Source organism: Pseudomonas sp. Emmai (assembly GCF_055179735.1).
Genome location: NZ_CM143685.1, coordinates 670,850 through 692,993, shown reverse-complemented (window position 1 = coordinate 692,993; position 22,144 = coordinate 670,850). Strand labels below are relative to the sequence as shown.

Here is a 22,144-nt window from a genome sequence, read left to right as displayed (position 1 = left end):
CATGGCTGCCAAGCTGAAGCTTAGAAGAGAAAACCCCCATCTGGTTCCCCGACTGCCCGGCTATTTGTTGGGCCGCTCGTCTGCCTTTCGCCGATAAATCAGCGACTTTCTCGCGCCGTTGGGCAATTCGTCGGTTTTCGCTGAATAACGCCTAATCTTTGGCGTTGGTCAGTCGAAATAGAGGCAGCGCAAAGCCCGCTACTGTGGCAAATTGCCGCTCCCTCGTTGACCAGCCCTTTTGCGGTAGTTCACCTAATGACCAGAAACATGAAGTTCAGCCACAAGATTTTGTTGGCTGCCGCCCTCGTAGTGGCCGTTGCATTCGCCTGTTTCATCCTCTTCAACGACTACCGCCAGCGCCAGACCCTGCGCAGCAGTACCGAATCCTCGATGCAGGAACTCGGTAGCCTGACCACCAGCAACATCCAGACCTGGCTGGAAGCGCGCATCCAGTTGCTGCAATCGCTGTCGCAACAGATCGCCGTGGACGGCAGCGCCCCGGCCAGCCTGAAACGCGCCATCGACCTGCCGGCCTACACCGGCAACTTCCAGTTGAGCTACTTCGGCAGCACCGAAGGCGTGATGACCTCGATCCCGGCGGGCAACCGTGCCGCCGACTACGACCCTCGCGCCCGTGGCTGGTACAAGGCGGCCGACAGCGCGCGGCAAACCATCGTTACCGAACCCTACATCGCCGCGTCGTCGGGCAAACTGGTGATCACCGTCGCCACGCCGGTGCAGCACGAGAACAAGATGATCGGCGTCGCCGGCGCGGACATTGATCTGTCCAGCGTCAGCGCGATCATCAACTCGCTGAACTTTGGCGGTCACGGCCATGCCTTTATCGTCAGCGCCGACGGCAAGATCCTGATCCACCCGGACAGCAAACTGGTGCTCAAAACCCTGGCCGAGGCCTACCCGAACGGTGCGCCACGGGTCAGCCCGGGCATGAAAGAAGTCGAGGTCGACGGCAAGTCGCAGTTCATCTCCTTCACCCACGTCAACGGCGTGCCGTCGGCGGATTGGTACGTGGCACTGGTGCTGGATCAGGACACCGCGTTCGCAATGCTCAGCGAATTCCGCACCTCGGCGATCATCGCCATGGTCATCGCCGTGGTGATCATCATCGCGCTGCTGGGCATGCTGATCAGCTTCCTGATGCAACCGCTGCTGACCATGGGCCGCGCGATGCATGACATCGCCGAGGGTGAAGGCGATCTGACCAAACGCCTGACCATCCACGGCCACGATGAATTCGGCGCCCTGGGTACCTCGTTCAACCGTTTTGTGGAGCGGATCCACACCTCGATCCGCGAAGTGGCCTCGGCCACCGGCCAGGTCAACGAAGTCGCCCTGCGCGTAGTGGCGGCGTCGAACTCGTCGATGTTCAACTCCGACCAGCAAGCCTCGCGCACCAGCAGCGTCGCCGCGGCGATCAACGAACTGGGGGCCGCCGCCCAGGAGATTGCGCAGAACGCCGCCCTCGCCTCCCAGCATTCGAGCGACGCCCGTGCCCTGGCCGAAGACGGTCAGCAAGTGGTGGATAAAACCATCGCCGCGATGCAGCAGCTGTCGGCGAAGATCAGCGATTCGTGCGGCAACATTGAGACGCTCAACAGCAACACGGTGAACATCGGGCAGATTCTGGAAGTGATCACCAGCATCTCCCAGCAAACCAACCTGTTGGCACTGAACGCCGCCATCGAAGCCGCCCGCGCCGGTGAAGCCGGACGCGGTTTCGCGGTCGTGGCCGACGAAGTGCGCAACCTTGCCCACCGCACCCAGGATTCGGCGCAGCAAGTGCAGAAGATGATCGAAGAACTGCAAGTCGGCGCCCGGGAAGCGGTCAGCACCATGACCGACAGCCAGCGCCAGAGCGAAAGCAGCGTCGGCATCGCCAACCAGGCCGGCGAACGCCTGGGCAGCGTGACCCAGCGCATCGGCGAAATCGACGGCATGAACCAATCCGTCGCCACCGCCACCGAAGAACAGACCGCCGTGGTGGAGTCGATCAACGTCGACATCACCGAAATCAACACGCTGAATCAGGAAGGGGTGGAGAACTTGCAGGCGACGTTGCGTGCGTGCTCGGACCTTGAACAGCAGGCGGCGCGGTTGAAGCAGTTGGTGGGTAGTTTCAGGATCTAGATCATTCTTGCGGGCCCCTTCGCGGGCAAGCCTCGCTCCTACAGGATCAGCGCTGCATTTTGAACAGCGCGCCACCTGTAGGAGCGAGGCTTGCCCGCGAAGACGGCATCAGCCACAACAAAGAATCAGAACCTGGACCCAGGCCCCGAAAGAAACTCAATCTCCTCAGCCGTAGACTCGCGCCCCAACACCGCATTGCGATGGGGAAACCGTCCAAACCGCGCAATCACCTTCTGATGCCGCTCGGCATAGTCCAGGTTATCGGCGAACACCGCGCGATCCGCTTCTGGCTGTGCATCAACCAACGCGATAAACCGCGAAACCGCCTCATTCTGCACCGCCAAATTCTCGCAATGCTCAAACACCAGGTAGATGAATACCCGCTGGATCGGTCGTAACTGCCGATCAAAATCCGCAGCAATACCTTGCGCCACCAGGGCTTGGGCCCGGAGGTCACCGGAGAAGGATTTGGGGGTGTCGCGAAAGATCATTCGCGGGAGTTGGTCGAGGAGCAGCACCAAGGCCAGCCAACCTTCGGGGCGTTGCGCCCAGTCGGTCAAACCGCCGGCCAGTGCCTGCTCGACCCAGTCCCCGAAACGCTCGCGCGCTTCGCGGTCCTGGCTGTCGCGCTTGCCGAACCACAACTTGCCTCTGTCAGCCGCTATGTCGTTGGGGGATTCGAGGGTTCCGAACCACCATTCGAGCAACGGCTGCCAGGGCGCGGTCATGGTTTATTCCTTGTGGTAAGCCGTGACGCGGGCGACTTCTTCTTTCGAGCCGAGGAACACCGCTACGCGCTGGTGCAGGCCATCGGGCTTGATGTCGAGAATGCGCTGGTGGCCATCGGTGGACGCGCCACCGGCCTGTTCGACCAGGAACGACATCGGGTTGGCTTCGTACATCAAACGCAGTTTGCCCGGCTTGGAGGGCTCGCGGCTGTCACGTGGGTACATGAACAGGCCACCACGGGTCAGGATGCGGTGCACATCGGCAACCATCGCGGCCACCCAGCGCATGTTGTAGTTCTTTTTCAGCGGGCCTTCATCGCCGGCCAGCAATTCGCTGACGTAGCGTTGAACCGGCGCTTCCCAGTGACGCTGGTTAGACGAGTTGATCGCGAATTCCTGAGTGGATTCCGGAATCTGGATGTCTTCGTGGGTCAGCACGAAGCTGCCCATTTCGCGGTCCAGGGTGAAGCCCTTCACGCCGTCGCCCAGAGTCAGTACCAGCATGGTTTGCGGGCCGTAGATGGCATAACCGGCGGCAACTTGCTCGGTACCTGGTTGCAGGAAGGCTTTTTCGTTCAGCGCTTCGTTCTGGCTCAGGTATTCGTTCGGGCAACGCAGCACCGAGAAGATGGTGCCGACCGGGGCGTTGATGTCGATGTTCGACGAACCGTCCAGCGGGTCGAAAACCAGCAGGTACGCGCCTTTCGGGTATTTGCCCGGGATCTGGTAGGCATTGTCCATTTCTTCGGACGCCATGCCGGCCAGGTGACCGCCCCATTCGTTGGCTTCGAGCAGGATCTCGTTGGAGATCACGTCGAGCTTCTTCTGCACTTCGCCTTGGACGTTTTCAGTGCCCATGCTGCCCAGAACACCACCGAGGGCGCCTTTGGACACGGCGTGGCTGATCTCTTTGCAAGCACGCGCCACCACTTCGATCAGGAAACGCAGATCGGCAGGGGTGTTATTGCTACGGGTCTGCTCAATCAAATAGCGACTCAGGGTAACGCGGGACATGGAAGGCTCCGGTGGAATGGGGGGCTAAAAACCCGCGCAGTTTAACGCGAGTCGGGGCGTATTTCCTCCTATCAGACGTGATACGCCCAATAGAGTTCATGTGCGGGGTTGAGCGTAGTTCGAAACCGACCAGATCAAATGGCGGTTTCAAGATTTTTGCTGACTCCAAGGACGCCATCGCGGGCAAGCCTTGCTCCTATGGTTTTGTGTCGTTCGCCGAAATTGGCACGACGCGAACCTGCAGGAGCGAGGCTTGCCCGCGAACGGCGCGCAGCGCCGGCCATTCTCAAGGTTTGACCGGCGGCTTGCGCAACAGACTGAACGCCATCACCGCCAAAAACAGCACACTGAGCAACAACACCGCCCACAACCCGAATTTCTTCCAGTGGGTGTCCGCCGTCACCGCCGCCACCGCTGGGGGCGCGACCGTGACCACCGCCCCGCCCTCGACCGAGGCCTTGCCCAACGACGCAAACTTCGCCGCACTGTAATCCGGAATCAACGTCGACAACGGCAGGTTCGCCGTCTTCACCGTGGCATTGCCCAGCGCCAGGGTATACGGCCCGGCGCCACGGGCCAGGAACACCACTTGCGTCGAGCGCACCGCGAATTTCACGCTCGGCGCTTCGGCACCCAGGCCACCACCGCGCTCATCAACCGTGAGTTTCAACTGCTGCACGGTTTGCCCCGACAGCTGCAATTCGTTCTGCACCACGTCCTGACCATTCTGGGTCAGGCGATACAGCAAACCGCCACTGAGCGGCTGCCACGGCAGACTGCTCTCGCGGCGCCCGGACAAGGTCACTGGCGCCAGGCTGTTAGGCTGATTCAACTCGATCTGCACTCGCTCGAGATTCAGGCCCATCGGCAATTGCCAGGTGTATTCACCGGCCTTCACGCTGCTGCCGGCCAAAGGCTGTGACCAGACCAACGGCAGCGGCAGGCTGCGGGTGCTGGCGCTTTCCAGTTGTGCGGAGGTCAGGGTCGGCGCCGATTGCGGGGCGTTCCACAGCAAACGCAGATAACGCGCCGACTGCCCCGGCAGGCCGACTTCATGTTGCTCGACCCGCTCGTCGGCAAACGACAACCGCGCCACCTGGCCTTCGCCCCACGACTGCCAGTGCTGCAAGTCGTCGCTGGCTTCGATGCTGAAACGCTGGAAACCTTCGCGCTCGCTGGTCCAGTCGAGGATCAACTGCTGCAACGGCGCCTTGATCCCGCTGGCATCGAGCAACCAGCCGCGCAACACTTCTTCGCCCGCCTCCAGTTGAGTCGACGGCTGCACTTCCACCAGCGTGCCGTTGGCGCTCGACTGCACCCGCACACTCGGCGCACGTTCGGTGGAATCTGCCGAGCTGTACAGCGGGAACCATTTCACGTCGGTGGTGGTACGGCTTTCGGCGGACTGCGCGGTTTCCCGGGCCAAGGCATAGGCCTGGGGCTCACCGGCCGCGTTGAACACGCGCACGTCGCTGAGATCGGTCTGTCGTGCGTTCAGTTGCACGCTCAGCGGCAGTTCGAGGCGATACCACGGCCCCTCGCCGCTCACGGACAACGGCACCTGCGTGCTGAAGTCCGACGGTTTTTCCAGGGCGCTGGCCGACATCGCCACGCCCAGCGCAACAGCGCCCAACCACCCCAGGTTCAGCTTCTGACTCAAGACGACACTCCTTCGGTTTCAGGGGCCGGTTTTTCAGGCTCCGGCTCGGCTTCGGCGCGCTTGGGTGGCAACGGGGCGAAATAGCCCACCACCAACAGCAACACGCCCACGCCGATAAACGAGACGATCCGGGCGAGTCCGCCACGGTTACTCAATTCGACAAAGAACAGTTTGGCCACCACCAGCCCGATCAGCGCGGCACCGATCAGCCAGACCTCACGGCGATGGCGCAAATGGCCGCCGATCATCAAGCCCAGCGCCATCAAGGTCCAGACGATCGACAAACCGGCCTGCACCTGCATCGACACCAGCAGTTGATCCAGTTCGAACGGCACGCCGCCCCAATGGTGCGCGGTGCGCGTGACCACGGCGGAGAAAAACACGAACAACGAAGCCCCGGCGATCAGTTGCGTGGCGTTCTCGGCGTACACCTTCGGCAGGGCAAATTGCGTCACGGCGCTGCGCGACCACACGTAAACCCCGAACAGCGCAAACAGCAGGCCCAATTCCAGCGGGTTGATCAGCGGCACGTACGGCAGCGGCTCGGCGGTGCCGTCGCTGACGCCGTTCGCCAGCCAGAACCAGCCCAGCATCAGCAGCGCCAGCGGAGCAGCGGCGTACACGCGGTATTCGCGTGCATACGCCGACACCGGCCATGGCCACGCACGCGGCGCGGCAGCGAGCACCAGATACAGGCTCGGCAGAATCGCCCAGCCCAACCAGCGCCAGGCGTTGTACTGCTCGGACAACAACAGCAGGCCGTAACGCAGCTCCAGGGCCAGCACACCGAGCAACAGCCAGCAGCCGAGCACATGGGCGGTGCTGACGGCGCGTGCCGGCAGCATCGGCGCCAAGCGCCGCAGGGAGATGAAGTGCACGACGAACACCGCTGCCCACACCAGCCAGCCGAAGTTGGCTGCCGGGTGATAACGCGAATGCCACGCGGCGACCAGCACCAGGCCCGCCGCCGGAATCAGCAAGGTGCAGAGCAAGCCCAGCGCCGACCATTTCAGGCGCAGCGCCAACACCGTCCACAGCGCCACACTCAGCGCCGCGACGGCGAGCAGCAAGGTCGCTTGCAGATTCAGCGGGGCAAAGCGCAGCACTTCGCTGAGCCACGCCAACGTCCACCAACCCGCGCCCCACATCAGGAGCAATTCGGACAAGCGATTCAGGCTCAGCGCATCGAACGCCGAAGCGTGATTGCCAAGCTGCAAGCGCCACGCGCCAACCAACGCGGCCAACCCAAGCACCAGCGGTGTCCAGAAACCGCTATGCGCCAGCGGCTTCAAGCCTTCACTGGCCAGCGGCCCCAGAAGGTCCGGCCCGGCGAACAGGAACGCCGCGCCACCGATCACCTGCAACAGCAGGCCAAAGACAAAACTCACCCGCTGCTTGAGGTACAGACTCAGCCAGATGATGAACAACCCGCTGGCAGCCCACACCGCACTCGCGGTTTGCCACGGCAGCACGAACAGCACCGCGAGGTTGATCAGCACCAGACCCGCCAGCAGGATCACTGACAAGCCGCGCAGCAATCGAGGATCGTTGCGCACCATCTCGTCGCGAGCCGCCAGTAACATGCCGCCGATCAACGCCAGACCGATCAGCGAGGCGCTGAGCAATCCGCTCCAGCCAGCGCTGAGCACCGCCGCCGAATCGCCGCTCGCCCCTTTCAGCCGTAGCAGGAACAACGCGCCGCCGAGCAATTGCACGGCAAACGCGGTGAACAGGAACGTGCGCGATTGCAGGCGCAGGCCGACGAACAGCGTCGCCAGCCCGGCCAGCGCCCAACTGATCGCGGTGCCGTGGGTCAGGAAAAACAATGGCGCCAGCAGGTACAGGAAGGTCAGGCCCAGGCATGCCAACACCGGCAGGCCCTGGCGTTCCCAGGCGCAAGTCTGCTCCGGCGGGGCCTGGCGCAATTGGTAGAAACTGAACAGCAACGCCACGCCGAGCATCAGCGCGCCGAGCCAGGAACCGTCCAACAGGCTGCCTTCGCCGGGCTGCAATTCGCTGAGAAAGGCCAGCGCCGAGCCCAGTTGCAGCAGCAAGGCGAAAGCCCGGGCCAGCGGCCGTTGCTGACGCAGGCCGAGCCAGAAAATCCCCGCGCCTTCCACGGCCCAGGCGGCAGCGGTCCAGCGTGCGTCGAGGCCCAACGGGATCGCGAGGCTGGTGAAGATCACGCCCAGCGCCAGACAAGTTTCCGCCAGCAGCAACGCGCGACCGCCCATCAGCAAGCGGGCCAGGCCCATGTAGAGCATGCCCAGCGCCAACGCACTGAACGCGGCGGCGAATTCCAGATGCTGAACCAACGCCAACTGCAAGCCGAAACCCACCAGCGGCGGCCCGAACAGCATCGTGCCGTCAACGTAATCGCCCTTGCGCGCCGAGCAATGCAGCAACGCCTGACGGCTGTCGTCTTCCGGCGCGTCGGTCATCTCCAACAGCTTGCGCCGGGTAAACAGCAGGCCAATGCCCAGGTACATCAGGAAGAACAGAATCAGGAACGGTTCGGTGCTCCACAGCAGTTCCGGCGTGTAGGAGCGCGCGCCCCAGGCGAAACCGATGCCGAAGGTGCCGACAAAACCGATCAGGTTGAGCGGACGCCAGGCCTTGAACCAGGCGATGGCGAGGATGCCGGTGTTGAGCAGCGCGAAGTAGCTGAACAACGCGACGTGGTTACCGGAGCCGGTGGACGTCAGGATCGGCGCGGCGAATCCGCCCAACGCAGCGACGCAGGCCAGTGCCAGAGAGTCCTGGGTGATCGCCAGGATCGCCGAGAACACCGTCACCGCCACCAGCAAGCCCAAGGCTGCCGTTGGGTCGAGCAGCGGGTGCAGGCGCATGGCGGCGAACACCGTCAGGTACAACACGGCAATCCCGGTGCCTTGCAACATCAGCGCGTATTGGCTGTTGCGATGGCGCAGCCACCAGCCCAGACCGAGCAAGCCCAGGGCACTGGCGGCAACCCCGGCGTAACGCATCTCGATCGGCACCACCATGCCTTCAGTGGCGTAGCGCAGCAGGAAGGCCAGACCGAGGAACAACAGCACCACGCCGACCCGCAGCACGGTGTTGCCACCGAACAGCCAGTTGCGCGCGCCCATGATCGCGCGGTCGAACACATTCGGTTCGCGTGGGGCCGCCGGTTGACGCGGTTCGCGGGCGACCGGCTCCGGGGTCCAGACATCGGCGGGCAGCGGACGGCTGGCCTCGGTGGGGGTGGCGGTGATCGATTGGAGTTCGGGCGGAAGTGTCCACACCAGTTCCGGGGATTGGGCGGGGGCTTTGACGGGGATGACGACGTGCACTTCGTCGAGGATGAATTCGGGGGTGGCGACGGGTTCGCTGACGTCAGCCTGAGCGGCTTCGGCTGGCGTGGCGTGCGGCGGCATGACGCCGGACGCCTCTAGCGTCCTGACCCGTTGCAGCAACGTATTGAGCGCAACCTGCGTCTGCTCAAGCAGTTGATGGTGCCGGGCCGCTTGCGCGTGCAAACGGGCAATGTGAATGGCCTGGCCAATGCCCAACCCGAGCAACCCGCCCAACAGCGCATCGCTGAACGACTCATCGAGTACCCAGCCGAGCACCAAGCCAATCAGCATGAAAATCCATTGCATGGTCGATATCCCTAAGCGGCCCATTGGCGGGCAAGTCCAGAAGCCTGGCGTCGTCTGTGCTGACGTCTTCGCGGGCAAGCCTCGCGCCTACAGGTTATGTGTCGTGGCCCAATCCATGGCACACGCAAAACCTGTAGGAGCGAGGCTTGCCCGCGAAAGCGTTCGCGCAGACGCCACTGAAACATCCGGCAAAACTGACGCTTAGTATATCGATCCGGCCCAACGTACGTTGGGCCTTGCTCGCAATTATTGCTAAAAGTTACTCCAAAGCCTTCCAGATATCGGTCGCGTACTCACGAATCGTCCGATCCGACGAGAACCAGCCCATCCGCGACGTGTTCAGCACCGCCGACCGCCACCATGCCTGGGAGTCATGCCAGTGCGCTTCAACGCGCATCTGTGCGTCCCAATAGGAGTCGAAATCGGCGCAGACCAGGAAGCGGTCGTAGTCGATCAGCGAATCGATCAGCCCGGTGTAGCGCGACGGATCATCCGGCGAGAACACCCCGCCGCGAATCGCTTGCAACACGTCGTTGAGGCGATGGGACGCGGCAATGTCCGGCGCGGCGTTGAACTCATGGTTCTGCTTGCGCGCTTCGACCTGTTGCGCGCTGAGGCCGAAGATGAACATGTGCTCCACGCCAATGCGCTCGCTCATTTCGACGTTGGCGCCATCGAGGGTGCCGATGGTCAGCGCGCCGTTGAGGCCGAACTTCATGTTGCTGGTGCCCGACGCCTCGAAACCGGCGGTGGAAATCTGCTCCGACAAGTCCGCCGCCGGAATGATGCTCTCCGCCAGGCTGACGTTGTAGTTGGGCAGGAACACCACCTTGAGCAAGCCGCGCACGGTCGGGTCGTTGTTGACCACCCGGGCGATGTCGTTGGTCAATTTGATGATCAGCTTGGCCTGGTGATAACTGGCGGCAGCCTTGCCGGCGAAGATCTTCACGCGCGGCACCCAGTCGATTTCCGGCTCGGCACGAATCGCCTGATACAGCGCGACGGTGTGCAGCAGGTTGAGCAACTGGCGCTTGTATTCGTGGATCCGTTTCACCTGCACGTCAAACATGGCCGCCGGGTTGACCGCGATGCCCAGCCGTTCGTGAATCAGGTACGCCAGGGCTTTCTTGCTGTGCAGGCGCTGTTCGGCGAAGGCCTTGCGGAACGCGGGTTTCTCGGCGAACGGCTGCAGATCGAGCAAGCGCTCTTCCGGGTTATCCAGCAAGTCAGGACCCAGCGCATCGACCAGCATCGAGGTGAGTTCGGAGTTGGCCTGATACAGCCAGCGGCGGAACGTGATGCCGTTGGTTTTGTTGTTGATCCGTTCCGGGTAGAGCTTGTGCAGTTCGGAGAACACGGTTTTACGCATCAGTTGCGTGTGCAATGCGGATACACCGTTGACGCTGTGGGAACCGAGGAATGCGAGGTTGCCCATGCGCACGCGGCGGCCGTTGTCTTCCTCGATCAGCGACACCGCGCGCAGCACGTCGAAGTCGTGGATGCCTTTGGCCCGCAGCGAATCGATGTGCTGGGCGTTGATCAGGTAAATGATCTGCATGTGTCGTGGCAGCATGCGTTCCATCAAGCCGACCGGCCAGGTTTCCAGCGCTTCCGGCAGCAGCGTGTGGTTGGTGTACGACAGCGTATCGACCGTGACCTGCCACGCGGCATCCCATGCGACATCGTAGACATCGACCAACTGACGCATCAGCTCGGCCACGGCGATTGATGGGTGAGTGTCGTTGAGCTGGATCGCCGCGTGGTCGCCCAGGGTCAGCACCGAGGTGTGCATGTTGCGATGGCGGCGCAGCAAATCCTGCAGGGACGCGGCGACGAAGAAGTATTCCTGGCGCAGGCGCAGTTCCTGGCCGGCTTCGGTGCTGTCCGCCGGGTAGAGCACGCGGGAAATACTTTCGGCCCGGGCGACTTCGGCCACGGCGCCCAAGTGGTCACCGGCGTTGAAGCGTTCCAGGTGCAGATCTTCCACGGCGCGGGCGCGCCACAAGCGCAGGGTATTGACGCTGGCACCGCGCCAGCCGACCACCGGGGTGTCGTAGGCAATCGCCCGCACGGTTTCCACCGGAGTCCAGACTTGCCGGGACTTGCCCGTATCGTCGGTGACAGTTTCGACGCTGCCGCCAAAGCCGATCGGGTACACGACCTCTGGCCGTTCGAACTCCCACGGGTTACCGAAATCCAGCCAGTGTTCGGTCTGCTCCTGCTGCCAGCCGTCGACGATGGCCTGGCGGAACAAACCGTGCTCATAACGAATGCCGTAGCCGTGGCCGGCGATGCCGAGGGTCGACATGCTTTCCATGAAACAGGCGGCCAGACGGCCGAGGCCGCCGTTGCCCAGCGCCGCATCGGGCTCCAGCAGGCGGATGCGTTCGAGGTCGACGCCGAGCTCGGTCAGCGCTTCGCGGGCGACGTCGAGCAGGCCGAGGTTGCTCAGGCTGTCGTAGAGCAAGCGGCCGATGAGAAATTCCAGGGACAGGTAGTACACCCGTTTCTGCCCTTTGCGGTAGATCTGCCGGGTGTGGTCCATCCAGTGCTCGACCATGTGGTCGCGCGCTGCCAGGGCAATGGCTTCGAACCAGTCGTGGTCGAAGGCGTGGTCCGGGTCTTTGCCCACCGCGTAGGTGAGTTTGGTCAAGACGGCGTCGCGGAATGCGGCCACCTCTGCTTCGCGAACAAGTGGTTCTTGAGTCATCGATAAGACCTCGAGCGAGCTTTGAGTTGTCTGAGCCTAGACGGTCTGACAGGCGGTATGGGCTCTGGTTCGGCAGTTTTTCCTGATAGTGCGAGATAGGTCGGCATTACATTGGCACGTGCCTGAATCAATGCAGGGGCCGTGCCGGATTAACGGTGTTTATGGGGCCTTTCAGAAAAAAACTGGCGAAAGGTTGTTCAAAAATCCACCAGTCCCGGTATGATCGCGCGCCCTGATGCACACGCTGGTAACAACCGATGATGAAGTCCAACCTGATCGCCGCCGCGGAGATCGACCGCCTCGATACCTGGGCCAAATATTCTGCCCCGATGTGCGGTTCCTGCGTGTCGAGCTGCTGCACCTTGCCGGTCGAGGTCAAGATCAAGGATCTGATCCGCATCGGCATCGTCGACGAGTTCGAACGTGGCGAGCCGGCGAAGAACATCGCCAAGCGCTTGCAGAAGGAAGGGATCGTCGAGCGTTACAACCAGAAGTCCGAGATCTTCACTCTCCAGCGCATGAGCAACAACGATTGCCTGTACCTGGATCGTAAGAGCCGTCTGTGCACTATTTATGAAAAGCGCCCGGATACTTGCCGCAACCACCCGAAAATCGGGCCGCGGCCGGGGTATTGCGCTTACAAGCCCAAAGAAGTGGCGCGTGAGAGCAGCGAGAGCCGGCGTACCCTCGAGAAATTCTGATCCGCAATCTCACTGCCCGATGATCGTTCCCACGCTCCGCGTGGGCATGCAGCCCGGGACGCTCTGCGTCCCAAAGCGGGCGCGGAGCGTCCATTGAGGCATTCCCACGCAGAGCGTGGGAACGATCATCAAACGCCAGACAAACAAAAACGCCCCCGACCTTGCGGTCGGGGGCGTTTTTTTGTCAGCTAACTAAATAACTCAGTTACCGGACTTCTTGGCAGCGCGGGTACGCTCGCTTTCGCCCAGGATCTTCTTGCGAAGACGGATGGACTTAGGAGTGACTTCGCACAATTCGTCTTCTTGAACGAATTCCAGCGCTTGTTCCAGGGTGAAACGGATAGGCGGAACCAGAGCGATGGTTTCGTCTTTACCCGAGGCACGCATGTTGTCGAGCTTCTTGCCTTTGGTTGGGTTGACGCCCAGGTCGTTGTCGCGGCTGTTGATGCCGACGATTTGACCTTCGTACACGTCTTCGCCGTGACCCAGGAACAGTTTGCCGCGAGCTTGCAGGGTTTCCAGCGAGTAAGTCAGCGCCTTACCGGTAGCCACCGAAACCAGCACGCCGTTCTGACGGCCGGACATGTCGCCGGACTTCATCACGTCGTAACGGTCGAAGATCGAGGTCAGGATGCCTGCACCGGAGGTCAGGGTCAGGAACTCGTTACGGAAACCGATCAAGCCACGAGCCGGGATGTTGTACTCAAGGCGCACACGGCCCTTGCCATCCGGAACCATGTTGGTCAGGTCGCCTTTACGGATACCGATCTGTTCCATGATCGAACCTTGCGATTCTTCTGGCAGGTCGATGGTCACGTTTTCGTACGGTTCGTGCTTAACGCCGTCAACCATACGGATGATCACTTCCGGACGACCAACACCCATTTCGAAGCCTTCGCGACGCATGGTTTCGATCAGTACCGAGAGGTGCAGCTCACCACGGCCGGAGACTTTGAACTTGTCGGCGGTGTCGCCTTCTTCAACGCGCAGGGCAACGTTGTAGAGCAGTTCTTTGTCCAGACGCTCTTTGATGTTACGGCTGGTGACGAACTTGCCTTCACGGCCGCAGAACGGCGAGTCGTTAACCTGGAAGGTCATCGAAACGGTTGGTTCGTCAACGGTCAGCGGCTTCATCGCTTCAACGTTCAGTGGGTCGCACAAAGTGTCGGAGATGAACAGCGAATCGAAGCCGCTGATGCAGACGATGTCGCCGGCAGCTGCTTCGTCAACGTCGACACGGTGCAGACCGTGGTGACCCATCAGCTTCAGGATACGGCCGTTACGGCGCTTGCCGTCGGCATCGATCGCCACAACCTGGGTGTTCGGCTTGACGCGACCACGAGCGATACGGCCAACGCCGATGATGCCCAGGAAGCTGTTGTAGTCCAGTGCCGAGATTTGCATCTGGAACGGACCGTCACGGTCAACTTTCGGTGCTGGTACGTTGTCGACGATCGACTGGTACAGCGGAGTCATGTCTTCAGCCATGTCGGTGTGTTCCAGACCGGCAATGCCGTTCAGGGCCGAGGCGTAGACGACTTTGAAGTCCAGCTGTTCTTCGGTAGCACCGAGGTTGTCGAACAGGTCGAAGATCTGGTCCAGAACCCAGTCCGGACGCGCGCCTGGACGGTCGACCTTGTTGATCACCACGATTGGACGCAGGCCGGCTTCGAAAGCCTTCTTGGTCACGAAACGGGTTTGCGGCATAGGGCCGTCTTGAGCGTCAACCAGCAGCAGAACGGAGTCAACCATCGACATTACGCGTTCAACTTCGCCGCCGAAGTCGGCGTGGCCCGGGGTGTCCACGATGTTGATGTGGTAGCCGTTCCAGTTGATGGCGGTGTTTTTCGCCAGAATGGTAATACCGCGCTCTTTCTCCTGGTCGTTGGAGTCCATCACGCGCTCGTCGTTGAGCTCGTTGCGCTCCAGGGTGCCGGATTGACGCAAGAGTTTGTCTACCAGGGTGGTTTTACCATGGTCAACGTGAGCAATGATGGCGATGTTGCGTAGATTTTCGATCACTTGTGTATCTCGATCAGAGGATTCGGTGTGCTGACAAGTCTTGGCAGCGATTAACAGTAGAGTCCGGCAAAGCCGTTACAGCTTGACGGCGGCGTCGGGGGGCCGGTGACGCAGGCCACAGGCAAACAGCCCCGGGCACTTAGCTCGGTCGATAAACGCGCACATTGGCATGCCCCTCACTGAGCAAATGGTGGGCATGCAGGCGACTCATCACGCCTTTGTCGCAATACAGCAGGTACTGGCGAGTAGGGTCCAGTTCCTTGAAACGAGCGTTCAATGCATAAAACGGCATCGTCTGTACCTCAATGCCAGCCAGTTCCAGCGGCTCGTCTTCAGCGGCATCCGGGTGACGGATGTCGATGATGATCTGGCCCGCCAGAGCTTCGCTGACTTCTTCGATCTGCAAGTCCTGGCCCAATTCGTCGATCACGCGATCGATCGGCACCAGTTTGGCGTTTTCGAGCGCACGCTCGAGGACCGCCATGTCGAACTGTTGTTCTTCGTACTCCACGCGGTTGCGCTTGGCGTGGGTCTTGGGGTTCACCGAGATGACCCCGCAGTATTCGGGCATGTGCTTGGCGAAGTCGGCGGTGCCGATTTCGTTGGCCAGGTCGATGATGTCCTGCTTGTGACTGGCGATCAGCGGTCGCAAGACCAGCTTCTCGGTCACACAGTCGATCAGGGACAGGTTCGGCAACGTCTGGCTCGAAACCTGGGAGATCGCCTCACCGGTGACCAGCGCATCGATATCGAGCCGATCGGCAATCTTCGATGCAGCGCGCAACATCATACGCTTCAAAACTACGCCCATATGACTGTTATCGACTTTCCCGAGAATTTCTCCCAGTACTTCCTCGAACGGCACACTGACAAATAACACGCGTTGGGAGCTGCCGTACTTCTTCCAGATGAAGTGCGCGACTTCCATGACGCCCAGTTCATGGGCCCTGCCGCCCAGGTTAAAGAAGCAGAAATGGCTCATCAGGCCACGGCGCATGATCTGGTAGGCGGCGACTGTCGAGTCAAAGCCGCCGGACATCAGTACAAGCGTCTGTTCCAGCGCTCCCAGCGGATAACCGCCGATGCTGTTGTGCTGGCTGTGGATCACATACAACCGTTGGTCGCGAATTTCGATGCGAACTTCGATTTCCGGCTCTTTCAGGGAAATCCCGGCGGCGCCGCACTGACGACGCAGCTGGCTGCCGACGTATTTCTCCACGTCCATGGACGTGAAGGTGTGGTGCCCGCCGCGCTTGCAGCGCACCGAAAAGATCTTCCCGGCCAGGGCATCGCCGTAGTGCGCTTTGCACTTGGCGACGATGTCGTCGAAGTCACCCAGCGGGTATTCGTCGACCTGCAGGAAATGCGCGATGCCCGGCATGCAGCTCAGGCGCTCGGTCATCTCCTTCAGGGCCCGGGGCTCAGTGACGCGGGTTTCCAGCTCGAGGTTGTCCCACACACCGTTCACCACCACAGCCGGGTCCAGATCGCGGAGCACGGCACGGATGTTCTTGGCCAACTGGCGGATGAAACGCATCCGTACCGGGCGGCTCTTGATGGTGATCTCGGGAAAGACTTTTACGATTAGTTTCATGAAAACAGCGCGCGCTGGGCCAGCCGAAAAAGGGGGGCGCGGATTATAGCGGAAATTGCTCAAGGTTTAACCAGTTAATATGCAGAAGGTTTCGCGCGCACCAAAACGGGTCATTTGTGGAAATAGACGCTACATTACAGGGCGCTTATTTCAGCTTTGCGACGCTTTGCACCTCTATAAGCGTGAAATTGGGGCAAAAAACCCATGGTGGGGCACTGGCATGCAATTTGCTCCCTTGTGAGGCAGGTTGCCTTGGCAGAGTATTCGCGCCGGCATCACCCACATTCTAAGGGCATCCACTACTAAGCCCGAAGCCACCCGGAGGACACTATGTCGAAGTCGGTTCAACTCATCAAAGATCATGACGTCAAGTGGATTGATCTGCGCTTCACGGACACCAAAGGCACTCAGCACCACGTGACCATGCCGGCTCGCGATGCGCTGGATGAAGCTTTCTTCGAAGAAGGCAAAATGTTCGACGGTTCCTCCATCGCTGGCTGGAAAGGCATCGAAGCCTCCGACATGATCCTGCTGCCGGACGACAGCACTGCCGTTCTCGACCCGTTCACCGAAGACCCAACGCTGATCATCGTTTGCGACGTCATCGAGCCTTCGACCATGCAAGGCTACGATCGCGACCCACGTGCGATCGCCAAGCGTGCCGAGGAATACCTGAAGTCGACCGGTATCGGCGACACCGTATTCGTAGGTCCAGAGCCTGAGTTCTTCATCTTCGACCAGGTGAAGTTCAAGTCCGACATCTCCGGCTCGATGTTCAAAATCTTCTCCGAACAGGGTTCGTGGATGTCCGACCAGGACATCGAAGGCGGTAACCACGGCCACCGTCCAGGTATCAAAGGCGGCTACTTCCCGGTGCCTCCGTTCGACCACGACCACGAAATCCGTACCTCCATGTGCAACGCCATGGAAGAAATGGGCCTGGTCATCGAAGTTCACCACCACGAAGTGGCGACTGCCGGCCAGAACGAAATCGGTGTGAAGTTCAACACCCTGGTCGCCAAGGCTGACGAAGTTCAGACCCTCAAGTACTGCGTGCACAACGTAGCTGTGGCTTACGGCCGCACCGCGACCTTCATGCCTAAGCCTCTGTACGGCGATAACGGTTCGGGTATGCACGTTCACCTGTCCATCGCCAAAGATGGCAAGAACACCTTCGCTGGCGAAGGCTATGCCGGCCTGTCCGACACCGCCCTGTACTTCATCGGCGGCATCATCAAGCACGGTAAGGCCCTGAACGGCTTCACTAACCCGTCGACCAACTCCTACAAGCGTCTGGTCCCAGGTTTCGAAGCTCCGGTAATGCTGGCCTACTCGGCGCGCAACCGTTCCGCTTCGATCCGTATTCCTTACGTGTCCAGCCCTCGCGCTCGCCGTATCGAAGCCCGCTTCCCGGATCCGGCAGCCAACCCATACCTGGGCTTCGCTGCACTGTTGATGGCTGGCCTGGACGGCATCCAGAACAAGATCCACCCTGGCGACGCAGCTGACAAAAACCTGTACGACCTGCCGCCTGAAGAGGCGAAAGAGATCCCACAAGTTTGCGGCAGCCTGAAAGAAGCCCTGGAAGAGCTGGACAAGGGTCGCGCGTTCCTGACCAAAGGCGGCGTATTCTCCGACGACTTCATCGACGCTTACATCGCTCTGAAAAGCGAAGAAGAAATCAAGGTCCGCACCTTCGTACACCCACTGGAATATGAGCTGTACTACAGCTGCTGATCCGGTAGCGCTGCGCTACGCGGCGTGACAAAAAGAGGCCTCCTTCGGGAGGCCTTTTTTGTGGGCGCTCGTTTACCTGATCGCCCTGTTGGTGATCGTCCCCACGCTCCGCGTGGGAATGCAGCCCGTGACGCTCCGCGTCACTGGACGCGGAGCGTCCCTTGAGGCATTCCCACGCAGAGCATGGGAACGATCAATCCTGCTTTTCCATTCCAAAATGTTTACAACTTGGGTCTATCGCCAGCCCTGACCTATGCTGCAACCCAACGCCTTCGCTTCCGGTCGATTTTTATGGGTCGTGGTTTTCTCCTGATGCTGCTGTTGATCGCCCTGCCCGCCGCAGCGCAGATCTATAAGTACACCGACGCCAACGGCAACACCGCCTACAGCAATCAACCGCCCGATGGCGTCAAAGCGCAGCCGGTGGAGTTGCCGCCGCTCAACAGCGTCGCGCCCTCGGCGCCGCCCGCCGCTCCCGTCGAGCCCAACAGCCGTGAACAACCCCGCCACGCCTACGAGGTGCTGGAGTTGACGGGCCTGCCCACCACCGAAGCCCTGCGCGCCAACAACGGCACCTTCACCGTCAATGTGCTGATCAAGCCGCGCCTGCAAGGCCCGCATCAGTTCCGGTTGTTGCTGGACGAGCAGCCTTATGGCCAGCCGAGCAACGTGCCGATCCTGCAACTGGTGAATGTGGATCGCGGCGAACACAGCCTCGCGGTCCAGGTGATCAGCGGAGAGGACGTCATCCAGCAAAGCCCCAGCGTGACCTTCACCGTGCAGCGGGTGCATACGCCTTGAGCCGCTGGCTGATCGGCGCACTGCTTTTGCTCAGCAGCCTGACAGCGATGGCTGACGTCTATACCTACGTCGACGCCCAGGGCAATCGGGTCTTCACCGATCAACCGCGCCCCGGCAACGCCAAGCGTGTGCCGCTGGCCACCAGCAATCGCATGTCGGCCAACCCGACCAAGGCAGCGCCGGTGATCGCCGCACAAAAGTCCGAAGTAAAACCGCCGTTCCACTACGACATGCTGCGCGTACTGGTGCCAGAACCCGACGCGACAATCCGCAGCAGCGCCGGCGAGGTGATTGTCAGCGTTACCAGCGAACCCGGCCTGCAACCGGGGCATCGCTACCGTTTGCTACTCGACGGCCAGCCCACCGCCGAACCGGGCCTCAGTCCGGTGTTCGCCCTGAGCAATCTCGACCGTGGCAGTCACAACCTGTCGGTAGAAATCCTCGACGAACAGGGCCGCACCGTCGAGCGCACGGCCAATCAACCCTTCCACATGCTGCGCATCTCGCTGGCGCAGAAGCGCCAGGTCAAGCCCTGCACCCTCACCGACTACGGCCAACGGCCGGAATGTCCGCTCAAAGACAAACCTCCCGAAGAAAAAAACCCCTTCCTGAAGTTCTTCTAACCTCGTTCAGCTTTGCGCACTATATTGGTGCAATCGGTTGCACCGTACCCACATCGAAACCCATTTTGGTTCGAAAGTACCCGCGAAAGCTGGCAGAACGCCACGCGATCGAGCGCTAAACGCCCGTTTCAGGCCTTAAACGCTTCTTTTCGGAGCTTTGGTTTGGTTTTTGCATTTTCCTCGCATCAGCGCTCAGTTCATGGGCGCGCCCCTGCTCCAAAAGAGGTCCGGATGACCATTAGCGACGCACTGCATCGGCTATTACTCGACAACCTGACCACCGCCACCATCCTGCTCGACGCCGAACTGCGCCTCGAGTACATGAACCCGGCGGCGGAGATGCTCCTGGCCATCAGCGGCCAGCGCAGCCATGGGCAGTTCATCAGTGAGTTGTTCACCGAATCCACCGAAGCGCTGAATTCCCTGCGCCAGGCGGTCGAGCAGGCGCACCCGTTCACCAAGCGCGAAGCGATGCTCACCGCCCTGACCGGCCAGACCCTGACCGTCGATTACGCGGTCACGCCGATCCTGAGCAATGGCGACACGATGCTGTTGCTGGAAGTGCATCCCCGTGACCGCTTGCTGCGCATCACCAAGGAAGAGGCGCAGCTGTCGAAGCAGGAAACCAGCAAGATGCTGGTGCGCGGCCTCGCTCACGAAATCAAGAACCCGCTGGGCGGGATTCGCGGCGCCGCACAACTGCTGGCCCGTGAGCTGCCGGAAGAAAGCCTGCGCGACTACACCAACGTGATCATCGAAGAAGCCGACCGCCTGCGAAACCTGGTGGACCGCATGCTTGGCTCGAACAAGCTGCCGTCCCTGGCCATGTGCAACATTCACGAGGTGCTGGAGCGGGTCAGTCAGTTGGTCGAGGCCGAAAGCCAGGGCTGCATCACCTTGGTGCGCGACTACGACCCGAGCATCCCCGATGTCCTGATCGACCGCGAACAGATGATTCAGGCCGTCCTCAATATCGTGCGCAATGCGATGCAGGCCATCAGCAGCCAGAACGAACTGCGCCTGGGCCGCATCAGCCTGCGCACCCGCGCCATGCGCCAGTTCACCATCGGCCACGTGCGCCATCGCCTGGTGACCAAGATCGAGATCATCGACAACGGCCCTGGCATCCCTGCGGAGTTGCAGGAAACCATCTTCTTTCCCATGGTCAGCGGCCGCCCGGACGGTACCGGGCTGGGCCTGGCCATTACCCAGAACATCATCAGCCAGCACCAGGGCCTGATCGAGTGTGACAGCCACCCAGGCCACACCACGTTCTCGATCTTTCTGCCACTGGAACAAGGAGCCACATCGACATGAGCCGTAGTGAAACCGTGTGGATCGTCGATGACGACCGTTCTATCCGTTGGGTCCTGGAAAAGGCCTTGCAGCAAGAAGGCATGACCACGCAAAGCTTCGACAGCGCCGATGGCGTGATGAGCCGCCTGGCGCGCCAGCAGCCGGACGTGATCATCTCCGACATCCGCATGCCGGGTGCCAGTGGCCTGGACCTTCTGGCGCGGATTCGCGAACAACACCCACGGCTGCCGGTCATCATCATGACCGCCCACTCCGACCTCGACAGCGCGGTGGCCTCGTATCAGGGCGGCGCGTTCGAATACCTGCCAAAACCCTTTGATGTCGATGAAGCGGTGTCCCTGGTCAAGCGCGCCAACCAGCACGCTCAGGAACAGCAAGGCCTGGAAGTCCCGGTCGCGTTGACCCGCACCCCGGAAATCATCGGTGAAGCGCCGGCGATGCAGGAAGTGTTTCGTGCCATCGGGCGCTTGAGCCACTCCAACATCACCGTGCTGATCAACGGCGAATCCGGCACCGGTAAAGAATTGGTGGCCCACGCCCTGCACCGCCACAGCCCTCGGGCGGCGTCGCCGTTCATTGCGTTGAACATGGCAGCGATCCCCAAGGATCTGATGGAATCCGAGCTGTTCGGCCATGAGAAAGGCGCGTTCACTGGCGCGGCCAACCTGCGTCGCGGGCGTTTTGAGCAGGCGGACGGCGGCACGCTGTTCCTCGATGAAATCGGCGACATGCCGGCGGACACCCAGACCCGTTTGCTCCGGGTGCTGGCTGACGGCGAGTTCTATCGCGTCGGCGGTCATACGCCGGTGAAGGTCGATGTGCGCATCATCGCTGCGACCCACCAGAACCTGGAAACCCTGGTCCACGCCGGGAAATTCCGTGAAGACTTGTTCCACCGCCTCAACGTGATCCGCATTCACATCCCGCGCCTGTCGGACCGTCGCGAAGACATCCCGACCCTGGCCAAGCACTTCCTCAGCCGCGCCGCGCAAGAACTGGCGGTGGAGCCGAAGCTGCTCAAAAGCGAGACCGAGGAATACCTGAAGAACCTGCCGTGGGGCGGCAACGTGCGTCAGCTGGAGAACACCTGCCGCTGGATCACGGTGATGGCTTCGGGTCGTGAAGTGCACATCAGCGACCTGCCACCGGAGTTGCTGAACCTGCCGCAGGACTCGGCGCCGGTGACCAACTGGGAGCAAGCGCTGCGCCAGTGGGCTGATCAGGCACTGGCTCGCGGCCAGTCGAGCCTGCTCGACAGCGCCGTGCCGGCGTTCGAGCGGATCATGATCGAAACCGCCCTCAAACACACCGCCGGCCGCCGCCGCGATGCCGCGGTTTTGCTGGGTTGGGGGCGCAATACCCTGACGCGCAAGATCAAGGAATTGGGGATGAAGGTTGATGGTGGGGATGACGATGAGGCGGAAGAGGGTTAAACAGCCTTTAAATCTTGATCGTTCCCACGCTCC

14 protein-coding genes and 1 pseudogene are annotated in these 22,144 nt (G+C 61.2%); 8 read left to right on the top strand and 7 right to left on the bottom strand.

From position 1 onward, the window contains the following. Nucleotides 1–255: 255 nt before the first annotated feature. Nucleotides 256–1,290 (top strand): annotated as a pseudogene (locus tag ACY4LX_RS03085) (HAMP domain-containing protein); the annotation flags it as partial. Between the two features lie 93 nt (nucleotides 1,291–1,383). After that, nucleotides 1,384–2,148: a methyl-accepting chemotaxis protein gene (locus ACY4LX_RS03080; protein ID WP_371927683.1), complete on the top strand. Its 765-nt coding sequence runs from the start codon at nucleotides 1,384–1,386 to the stop codon at nucleotides 2,146–2,148. Between the two features lie 125 nt (nucleotides 2,149–2,273). Here ACY4LX_RS03080 and ACY4LX_RS03075 read toward each other — a convergent pair whose 3' ends face one another. From ACY4LX_RS03075 to ACY4LX_RS03055, 5 genes are all read right to left on the bottom strand, one after another. Next, nucleotides 2,274–2,876, bottom strand: a complete 603-nt coding sequence (locus ACY4LX_RS03075; protein ID WP_463259141.1) for a DUF924 family protein — start codon at nucleotides 2,874–2,876, stop codon at nucleotides 2,274–2,276. 3 nt (nucleotides 2,877–2,879) lie between these two features. Then, nucleotides 2,880–3,890, bottom strand: coding sequence for a class 1 fructose-bisphosphatase (locus ACY4LX_RS03070; protein WP_149659120.1), 1,011 nt, complete (start codon nucleotides 3,888–3,890; stop codon nucleotides 2,880–2,882). Between the two features lie 286 nt (nucleotides 3,891–4,176). Further along, complete coding sequence (locus ACY4LX_RS03065; protein WP_463259140.1) at nucleotides 4,177–5,550, bottom strand: DUF3999 domain-containing protein; 1,374 nt, start codon at nucleotides 5,548–5,550, stop codon at nucleotides 4,177–4,179. After that, nucleotides 5,547–9,173 carry a DUF2339 domain-containing protein gene (locus ACY4LX_RS03060; RefSeq protein ID WP_463259139.1) on the bottom strand — a complete coding sequence of 1,209 codons (3,627 nt, stop codon included), beginning with the start codon at nucleotides 9,171–9,173 and terminating at the stop codon, nucleotides 5,547–5,549. The genes ACY4LX_RS03065 and ACY4LX_RS03060 overlap by 4 nt, the downstream gene beginning before the upstream one ends. A gap of 259 nt (nucleotides 9,174–9,432) precedes the next feature. After that, a complete protein-coding gene (locus ACY4LX_RS03055; protein ID WP_149659116.1) occupies nucleotides 9,433–11,883 on the bottom strand; it encodes a glycogen/starch/alpha-glucan phosphorylase in 2,451 nt (816 codons plus the stop codon). A 260-nt stretch (nucleotides 11,884–12,143) separates the two neighbouring features. Here ACY4LX_RS03055 and ACY4LX_RS03050 point away from each other — a divergent pair, with 260 nt between their 5' ends. Beyond that, nucleotides 12,144–12,584, top strand: a complete 441-nt coding sequence (locus ACY4LX_RS03050; RefSeq protein WP_090188351.1) for a YkgJ family cysteine cluster protein — start codon at nucleotides 12,144–12,146, stop codon at nucleotides 12,582–12,584. Between the two features lie 201 nt (nucleotides 12,585–12,785). On the opposite strand, the gene typA is transcribed toward ACY4LX_RS03050, so the two are convergent. After that, nucleotides 12,786–14,606: a translational GTPase TypA gene (gene typA, locus ACY4LX_RS03045; RefSeq protein ID WP_064675456.1), complete on the bottom strand. Its 1,821-nt coding sequence runs from the start codon at nucleotides 14,604–14,606 to the stop codon at nucleotides 12,786–12,788. Between the two features lie 139 nt (nucleotides 14,607–14,745). Next, complete coding sequence (thiI, locus tag ACY4LX_RS03040; protein ID WP_149659115.1) at nucleotides 14,746–16,200, bottom strand: tRNA uracil 4-sulfurtransferase ThiI; 1,455 nt, start codon at nucleotides 16,198–16,200, stop codon at nucleotides 14,746–14,748. A gap of 330 nt (nucleotides 16,201–16,530) precedes the next feature. On the opposite strand from thiI, the gene glnA reads away from it, so the two are divergent. The 5 genes from glnA to ntrC all read left to right on the top strand — a co-directional run bounded on the left by glnA (nucleotide 16,531) and on the right by ntrC (nucleotide 22,111). Continuing rightward, complete coding sequence (glnA, locus tag ACY4LX_RS03035) at nucleotides 16,531–17,937, top strand: glutamate--ammonia ligase (protein ID WP_149659114.1); 1,407 nt, start codon at nucleotides 16,531–16,533, stop codon at nucleotides 17,935–17,937. A gap of 291 nt (nucleotides 17,938–18,228) precedes the next feature. Further along, entirely contained in the window at nucleotides 18,229–18,738 is a 510-nt protein-coding gene (locus ACY4LX_RS03030) for a DUF4124 domain-containing protein (protein WP_463259138.1), read from the top strand. After that, the gene (locus ACY4LX_RS03025) at nucleotides 18,735–19,361 is read left to right on the top strand and encodes a DUF4124 domain-containing protein (protein WP_149659112.1); all 627 of its coding nucleotides are present in this window, start codon (nucleotides 18,735–18,737) and stop codon (nucleotides 19,359–19,361) included. Before ACY4LX_RS03030 ends, ACY4LX_RS03025 begins: the two co-directional genes overlap by 4 nt. Nucleotides 19,362–19,592: 231 nt before the next feature. Continuing rightward, the gene (gene glnL, locus ACY4LX_RS03020; RefSeq protein WP_149659111.1) at nucleotides 19,593–20,678 is read left to right on the top strand and encodes a nitrogen regulation protein NR(II); all 1,086 of its coding nucleotides are present in this window, start codon (nucleotides 19,593–19,595) and stop codon (nucleotides 20,676–20,678) included. Continuing rightward, nucleotides 20,675–22,111, top strand: a complete 1,437-nt coding sequence (gene ntrC, locus ACY4LX_RS03015; protein ID WP_133837829.1) for a nitrogen regulation protein NR(I) — start codon at nucleotides 20,675–20,677, stop codon at nucleotides 22,109–22,111. Before glnL ends, ntrC begins: the two co-directional genes overlap by 4 nt. The last annotated feature ends 33 nt before the right edge of the window (nucleotides 22,112–22,144 follow it).

Excerpts from the sequence above, each read along its gene's own strand:
- ACY4LX_RS03080 (WP_371927683.1), top strand. The coding sequence starts at position 1,384 with ATGTTCAACTCCGACCAGCAAGCCTCGCGCACCAGCAGCGTCGCCGCG.
- ACY4LX_RS03075 (WP_463259141.1), bottom strand. The coding sequence starts at position 2,876 with ATGACCGCGCCCTGGCAGCCGTTGCTCGAATGGTGGTTCGGAACCCTC.
- ACY4LX_RS03070 (WP_149659120.1), bottom strand. The coding sequence starts at position 3,890 with ATGTCCCGCGTTACCCTGAGTCGCTATTTGATTGAGCAGACCCGTAGC.
- ACY4LX_RS03060 (WP_463259139.1), bottom strand. The coding sequence starts at position 9,173 with ATGCAATGGATTTTCATGCTGATTGGCTTGGTGCTCGGCTGGGTACTC.
- ACY4LX_RS03055 (WP_149659116.1), bottom strand. The coding sequence starts at position 11,883 with ATGACTCAAGAACCACTTGTTCGCGAAGCAGAGGTGGCCGCATTCCGC.
- ACY4LX_RS03050 (WP_090188351.1), top strand. The coding sequence starts at position 12,144 with ATGAAGTCCAACCTGATCGCCGCCGCGGAGATCGACCGCCTCGATACC.
- thiI (WP_149659115.1), bottom strand. The coding sequence starts at position 16,200 with ATGAAACTAATCGTAAAAGTCTTTCCCGAGATCACCATCAAGAGCCGC.
- glnA (WP_149659114.1), top strand. The coding sequence starts at position 16,531 with ATGTCGAAGTCGGTTCAACTCATCAAAGATCATGACGTCAAGTGGATT.
- ACY4LX_RS03030 (WP_463259138.1), top strand. The coding sequence starts at position 18,229 with ATGGGTCGTGGTTTTCTCCTGATGCTGCTGTTGATCGCCCTGCCCGCC.
- glnL (WP_149659111.1), top strand. The coding sequence starts at position 19,593 with ATGACCATTAGCGACGCACTGCATCGGCTATTACTCGACAACCTGACC.
- ntrC (WP_133837829.1), top strand. The coding sequence starts at position 20,675 with ATGAGCCGTAGTGAAACCGTGTGGATCGTCGATGACGACCGTTCTATC.